6 protein-coding genes and 1 pseudogene are annotated in these 6581 nt (G+C 70.4%); 3 read left to right on the top strand and 4 right to left on the bottom strand.

Features of this window, described 5'->3' with window-relative positions; all coding sequences use genetic code 11:
• Window positions 1-101: 101 nt before the first annotated feature.
• A pseudogene (locus EAO76_RS39510) lies at window positions 102-368 on the bottom strand (MarR family transcriptional regulator); the annotation flags it as partial.
• 170 nt (window positions 369-538) lie between these two features.
• Here EAO76_RS39510 and EAO76_RS39505 point away from each other — a divergent pair.
• Both EAO76_RS39505 and EAO76_RS39500 read left to right on the top strand, forming a co-directional pair.
• On the top strand, window positions 539-2083 hold the full coding sequence (locus EAO76_RS39505; RefSeq protein WP_148841060.1) for a DHA2 family efflux MFS transporter permease subunit: 1545 nt from the start codon (window positions 539-541) through the stop codon (window positions 2081-2083).
• 149 nt (window positions 2084-2232) lie between these two features.
• The gene (locus tag EAO76_RS39500) at window positions 2233-2445 is read left to right on the top strand and encodes a DUF5988 family protein (protein WP_148841059.1); all 213 of its coding nucleotides are present in this window, start codon (window positions 2233-2235) and stop codon (window positions 2443-2445) included.
• Between the two features lie 252 nt (window positions 2446-2697).
• On the opposite strand, the gene EAO76_RS39495 is transcribed toward EAO76_RS39500, so the two are convergent.
• The 3 genes from EAO76_RS39495 to EAO76_RS39485 form a co-directional block, all read right to left on the bottom strand.
• Window positions 2698-3702 carry a HEAT repeat domain-containing protein gene (locus EAO76_RS39495; RefSeq protein ID WP_148841058.1) on the bottom strand — a complete coding sequence of 335 codons (1005 nt, stop codon included), beginning with the start codon at window positions 3700-3702 and terminating at the stop codon, window positions 2698-2700.
• 3 nt (window positions 3703-3705) lie between these two features.
• Window positions 3706-4380 carry a HEAT repeat domain-containing protein gene (locus EAO76_RS39490; RefSeq protein WP_148841057.1) on the bottom strand — a complete coding sequence of 225 codons (675 nt, stop codon included), beginning with the start codon at window positions 4378-4380 and terminating at the stop codon, window positions 3706-3708.
• 120 nt (window positions 4381-4500) lie between these two features.
• The gene (locus EAO76_RS39485) at window positions 4501-5148 is read right to left on the bottom strand and encodes a 4'-phosphopantetheinyl transferase superfamily protein (RefSeq protein WP_262376142.1); all 648 of its coding nucleotides are present in this window, start codon (window positions 5146-5148) and stop codon (window positions 4501-4503) included.
• A 348-nt stretch (window positions 5149-5496) separates the two neighbouring features.
• Between EAO76_RS39485 and EAO76_RS39480 the strand changes: the two genes are divergently transcribed.
• Complete coding sequence (locus EAO76_RS39480; RefSeq protein ID WP_148841055.1) at window positions 5497-6543, top strand: alpha/beta fold hydrolase; 1047 nt, start codon at window positions 5497-5499, stop codon at window positions 6541-6543.
• The last annotated feature ends 38 nt before the right edge of the window (window positions 6544-6581 follow it).

Raw genomic sequence — 6581 nt, 5'->3', positions numbered from 1 at the left:
GATGGAGTCGAGCTGTTCTTGCTGGGACGCACTCTCATGAAGATCGGGGAGGGCGCGATGCCCGAGCCCGAGGGCGGCGCCGCCCGTTACGGAGGCGGTGTGCGTTCGGCGGGGTCGGGGTTGGTGACCACGGCGCCGGCCTCCTTCAGCCGGGCCACCGCGGTGGAGACCTGGCTCTGCGGAAGGCCGGTACGGGCCGCGATCTCGCCGACCGCGCTGTCGGGGTGGGTGGCCAGATCGCTCACCACGATGAGGACCGAACGCACACCGCCTCCGTAACGGGCGGCGCCGCCCTCGGGCTCGGGCATCGCGCCCTCCCCGATCTTCATGAGAGTGCGTCCCAGCAAGAACAGCTCGACTCCATCCATGCCACCACATTACATCGAGTTCGATGCATCTTCCAGAGATGCATCCACTGAAGATGCATCTCTCGCCAATACATCTCCCTCAATATATCTATCTTGATGCATCGAAGAAGATGGGTTACCTTCGGAGCAGGCGCCGGGACACCGGCCATCGACGGACGAAGGAGACGGTCGTGCTCAAGTGGCGCGGGAACCCCTGGGCAGTCCTGGTGACGCTCTCGCTCGGGTTCTTCATGACCCTGCTGGACCTGACGATCGTGAACATCGCGATCCCCGACATGATCAACGGCCTGGGAGCCTCGCTCGACCAGACCCTGTGGGTGGTGAGCGCCTACGCGCTGGCGCTCTCCGTACTGCTGATCACCGCGAGCCGGCTCGGCGACATGCGCGGCCCGCGCAACCTGTTCGCCGCGGGCCTGGTCGTCTTCACCCTGGCGAGCATCGCCTGCGGATTCGCCCCGAACGCGGCGGCCCTGATCGCCGCCCGCGGAGTGCAGGGGCTGGGCGCCGCCCTCCTCGTGCCGCAGACGATGACCTTGATCGTCTCCGTCTTCCCGGCTTCACGACGCGGCTCCGCACTGGGCATCTGGGGCACGGTCGCGGGCCTGGCCACCCTGTCCGGACCGACCCTCGGGGGCATGCTGGTCTCGGCCGTGGGCTGGCGTTGGATCTTCCTGGTGAACGTGCCGATCGGGATCGCCGCGCTCGTCCTCACGTTCCTGCTCGTCCCCGACATCCGCCCCGCCCGTACCCACCGCTTCGACCTGATGGGCGTCCTCCTCGCCACCGCCACCCTGTTCTGCCTGGCGTTCGGTCTCCAGGAGGGCGAGCGCTACCACTGGGGTCCGGGCATCTGGGCGCTGCTCGCCGCGGCCGCGGCCCTGGCCGTCGGGTTCCTGCTGCACCAGCGCGGCCGCCAGGACCGTGAGCCGCTCGTGCCCTTCGCGCTCTTCAAGGACCGCAACTTCACCGTGATGACCGTGCTGGTCGGACTCGTCTCGATCGCCATGCTGGGGCTGGCGCTGCCCTTCAACCTCTACCTCCAGTCCGTCCTGCACATGAGCGCGATGAAGGCGGGCCTGGTGCTGGCCCCCTCCTCCCTGGTGTCGATGGCCCTCGGCCCGTTCGCCGGGCGCATGTCCGACCGGATCGGCGGCAAGTACCTGCTCATCACCGGCCTGGCCCTGTACGCGTCCGGCATCCTCGCCATCGCCCTGATCGCGGGCCCCGCGACCTCCTGGTACGCCTTCGTCCCCGCCACCCTGCTCACCGGGCTCGGCGTCGGATGCATCGTCGCCCCGATGTCCGCCGAGGCCATGCGCAACGTGCCGCCCCGGCTCGCCGGTGCCGCCTCCGGCGTCAACAACACCGTCCGCCAGATCGGTTCGGTCATCGGTGCCGCCGCGGTCGGCGCCCTCGTACAGGGGCAGCTCTCCGCCGGGATCTCGGCCGGCCAGAGCTACTCCGCCGCCTTCCTCGCCACACTGCACAGCACGGTGGCCCTGCCCATCGCGGTCCTGATGGCCGGTCTGCTCGCCTGCCTCCTGATCCGCAACCACACCAAGCCCCGCACACCCGCCACCACCCAGCCCACACCTGCCACCGCCACCCCTCCGGTCACGCCCGCCGCCACCCCTCCGGCCGAAGTCGACCTCCGCACCGGCCAGGCCGTCGGCGCCTCGGCGGCAGCGGGGCCGGCCGACCGGAAAACGCCCTGAGCGCCCTGAACACTTTGAACGCTTTGAGCTCTTTAGACGGGCTTTAGAGCGACCGCCGATCCTGCGCGCAGCGAAGCACCCCCTACTGCCAGGCCGAAGCACCGAGGACTTCCGAACAATCCGCACCTGCGCCGAAGGAGACGGCAGTCATGGAGAATCCCAACGTCATTCTCACCGGTGGCCCTACCTTCCTCATCCACGAGAAGGACCGCGTGCGCTACGTCGCGGACAGGGACTCCAAAGTGAAGGTACTTTCGGGCAACCGGTACGAGCACTTCGAGCCGACCGACGAGACCGTCGTCGAGGACGACCAGGAGCTCCAGGTATTCGCCTGGAGCGGCTGCACCTACGTCGCCGAGTAGACGTAGAACGGCGGAGAACGATCCACGGGGCAGCGGCCCGGCACCACGCCGGGCCGCTGCCCCTTTTCCGTACTCGCTCCCCCGCACCCGCCCTCCGCGCCTTCACCTCGGCCTCAGCCTTCGCCTTCGCCTTCACCTCAACATCAGCCTCAGCCTCAGCCTCAGCACCATCACAGCCTCAACACCGTTGCAACACCACCGCAGGAACGACCCCGCTCAAGCCCCGGTAAAGGCGCAAAAACCGCCGGCCCGCTATCGCGTCCCGCGCAGCTTGAGGATGTACGTCGCGGTGAACGCGACGGCACGGTCCTCGTCGTGCGACAGGTCCACGAGCGCGCCTGCCGTCAGGTCCCCCGGGATGTCCGCGAGGGCCTGGGTCAGCCGTCGGCGTGCGGACGGTCCCATGGCCTCGTGGGCGAGGCGGTCGAGGAGCCCGGTGGCGATCCGGTCCGCCACCTCGGGGTCGCTCGCCAGCGCACTCAGCACATCGGCCGCGTCGACGTCGTTCCGCTCCTCGGCGATCATGTCGATGAGCACCGGGACCACGTCGGCTGCGCCGCGCGCCCCGAGCGCCAGAGCCGCGTACCCGCGGACCACGGCGTCGGGGTTCGCGAGCGCGTCGCGCAGCAGTGCGGTCGTCCCGTCGTCCGGGAGTTCGGCGAGGGACTGGACGGCACGCTTCCGCACCTCGGCCGAGGCCGAGCCGAGGCCCTCCGCCAGCAGCGCCGCCCCGCCCTCGCCCGATTGCGCCAGAGCCCAACGGAGGGCTCCGGCGACGTTCGGGTCCGACTCGTCGAGCACGGCCTCGACCAGCGCCTCCACCGGCACGGGCACCTCATCGGCCGCGGACAGGGCCGCACGCTGCCGCGCTCCCGCGCTCTTCGACCCCAGCGCCTGGAGGAGGGCGACGGTCTGGAGGACGTCCTCCCAGTCGGCGGGTTCCGCGGCGTCGATCCGGCGGAGTCGCGTGAGCAGTTCCGTCTCCGCCGCGAGGCGGTCCCGCGTCTGCCGGATGAGGTCGTCGACCAGCTCCGCGGGGGCGAATCCGGGATCGTCGAGCGCGCGCCCGACCTCGCGCAGCGACAGCCCCAACGACCGCAGGCTCTCGATGTGGAAGATCCGCCGGATGTCCTCGCCGGAGTACTCCCGGTAGCCGGAGTCGGTACGACCCGTCGGCCGCACCAGGCCGAGCGATTCGTAATGCCTGAGCATGCGGGCGCTCACCCCGGCCCGTCGTGCGACATCACCGATCAGCACCGCCTACCGCTCCTCCTCCCGGCCGTCCCCGCCGAGGGCCACGACGCGCTTCGCCTCCTCGATCGCGAACTCGAATCCGGTGTCCGGGTCGCGCCACAGCCGTTCCGTGGCGATCGCGTGCGCGCGCACGCGGGGGTCGGGGTCCGTGGTCGCCGCACCCAGGACCGGCAGCATCACCTCTCCGAGCCCGATCAGCGCCCGGCTGAGACTCAGCTGCGTCTCGCGTTCGCCGCGCCCGAGCTGCGTCGCCAACACTACGGCCAACTCGCGCTCCTCACCTTCGGGTACGAGCACGACGGCCGCCCGCCAGGCGCTCCGGGCCACCTCGTCGTCGGCATCGGCCAGCAACGCCGGCGTGATCACCGGCCACGCCTGCCGGTCCCCGATCTTGGACAGCGTGTGCAACGCCTGGCTCCGTGCCTGCGCGCCCCCCGCCCGGACTTCGTCGAGGAGCACCGGGACCGTCATCGACGCCGCGTGACGGGTGAGTGCCCACGTCAGCATCTCGCGCACGTAGAACTCGGGCTCGATCGCGCATCGCTCGACGAGCTTGCCGATGAACCCCGGGTCCGGGTGCGTGCCGACCGCCAGCGCCGCCTGCAGCCGGGTCGACGAGCTGTCGTTCTCCAGTCCCCGGAGCGCTCGCATCGTGTTCGTGTCCTCTTTCGGCATGATCATCGGGATCACCTCCTCGGCCACAGTGAAGACCTTGTCAACGTGTCAAGGTCAAGCCGAACCGGCCCGGAAGGAGACCCCGCACGGAACGAAACGGACGAAAAGCACCGGATGGAGACGGGTTCACAGCTCCGGAAGGGCGTGGTGGACACGGACGACCGTGCGGGCCCGCGCGGAGCCTGCCGCGACGGCGGCGGCGTGACCGGGGCCCACCGGGATGTCGGTGACGCACCAGCCGGGGAGGTCCCCCCGGACGTCGTCCGCCGCGATGTCACGGCCGAAGCCCGTGCCCAGCCCCTTGAGGTACGCCTCCTTCCGGGCCCACAGCACGGCGAAGGCCGCCGGGCGCTCCTGCGGGGGCACGGCCAGGACCTCCGCGGACTCCGCCGGATGCAGCATCCTCGCGAGCCGCTCCGCCGCCCCGGGGTCGGGCACGGGCTCCACGTCCACGCCCACCGGCACCGACGCGACGCCGATCAGGACCAGGGAGCTGCCGTAGGACAGTGAGAACTCCGCCGCCGCGGAGGTGAGCACGGGACGCCCGTGCGGCTCGTCGCAGCAGGGGCAGGGGTCACGGGCGAACCGGAGGGCGTCGGGGGCCTCACCGGTCCGCGCGGACAGGATCGTACGGAGCGCCGTACGGGCGAAGCCGTAGCGCACGCGGTCCTCGTCCCGGACGAAAGCGGCCATGCGCCGCCGCTCCTCCTCGTCCAGCACCGACGCGTCGATCGCGGAGGACGGCCCGGCCGCCGCCGTCGGAACCCGCAGCACCCACACCCGCACCTCATCCGGAACACCCGGACCGGTGCCCGCTCCCGAAGCCGCCGTCGTCCCCATCGAAGATCCGCGATCCCCCTCGGTGTCCCGGCCCGACAACTTTCATTCAACCAGAGCGCGTTCACCGTGTCGGCGCCCCCACAAAGAATCGTCACCGGTTTGACAGGTGACGAAACGCGTGTGAAGGTCGTCCCGCACACGATCCACCGCACCATCACGAACAGGGCCGGGCGCGGAGATCGGGCGCATGACACGTTTGCCACCCCGCAACACATGCCCCCGCACTCCTCACACCTCTCTCGACACGTAGCTCCGCACACCGAAACGTATGGAGGGCTTCACATGTTCGACAGGCGTACCTTCAGCAAGGCACTGGGACTGGGCACCGGGGCGGCCGCCGTTTCCCTGACGGGCCTGCGGGGGCTTCCGGCGGCCTCCGCCGCGACGCCGCCGACGCCGCCTTCGCCCTCCCCCGGCATCCACCCGTCCTTCACCCGGACGAAACAGGTCAGGGCCGGTCTGCTGGACGTCGGTTACGCCGAGGTCGGCCCCGCCCACGGCCCCGTGGTCATCTGCCTGCACGGCTGGCCCTACGACATCCACAGCTTCGCCGACGTCGCGCCCCTGCTGGCGGCGGAGGGCTACCGCGTGATCGTTCCCCACCTCCGCGGCCACGGCACGACGCGCTTCCTGTCCGCACGGACGTTCCGCAACGCCCAGCAGTCGGCGATCGCCCTCGACGTCCTCGCCCTGATGGACGCCCTCAAGATCGAGAAGGCCGTACTGGCCGGTTTCGACTGGGGGTCCCGCACCGCCGACATCGTCGCCGCCCTGTGGCCCGAACGCGTCAAGGCACTGGTGTCGGTGAGCGGTTACCTCATCACCGACCGGGAGGCCCAGAAGCGGCCGCTGCCCGCGAAGGCCGAGCATGCCTGGTGGTACCAGTACTACTTCGCCACCGAACGCGGCCGCACCGCCATGGAGACCCCCGCCGACCGCCACGCCCTCACCCGCCTCGTCTGGGACACCGTCTCCCCCACCTGGGACTTCGACGACGCGACCTTCGAGCGCACGGCGCGGGCCTTCGAGAACCCCGACTACGCCGCCGTCGTGATCCACAACTACCGCTGGCGGCTGGGCCTCGCCGACGGCGAACGCCGCTACGACCGTTACGAGAAGCAGCTCGCCGCGCGACCGTTCATCGAGGTGCCCACCATCACCCTCGACGCCGAGCACGACCCCTTCACCGCGCCGGACGGCGACATGTCGTACCGGGACAGGTTCACGGGCGCCTACGACCACCGCACCTCGAAGGGCATCGGCCACAACCTTCCGCAGGAGGCGCCGGCCGACTTCGTGCGGGCCGTGGTCGACGTGGACCACCTCTGAGGCCGCCCCTCACTTGCGTCACCGGCTTGACAGGTGAC

Source organism: Streptomyces sp. sk2.1 (genome assembly GCF_008120935.1).
Classification (GTDB): domain Bacteria; phylum Actinomycetota; class Actinomycetes; order Streptomycetales; family Streptomycetaceae; genus Streptomyces.
This window is presented reverse-complemented; position numbering and strand designations above follow the sequence as displayed.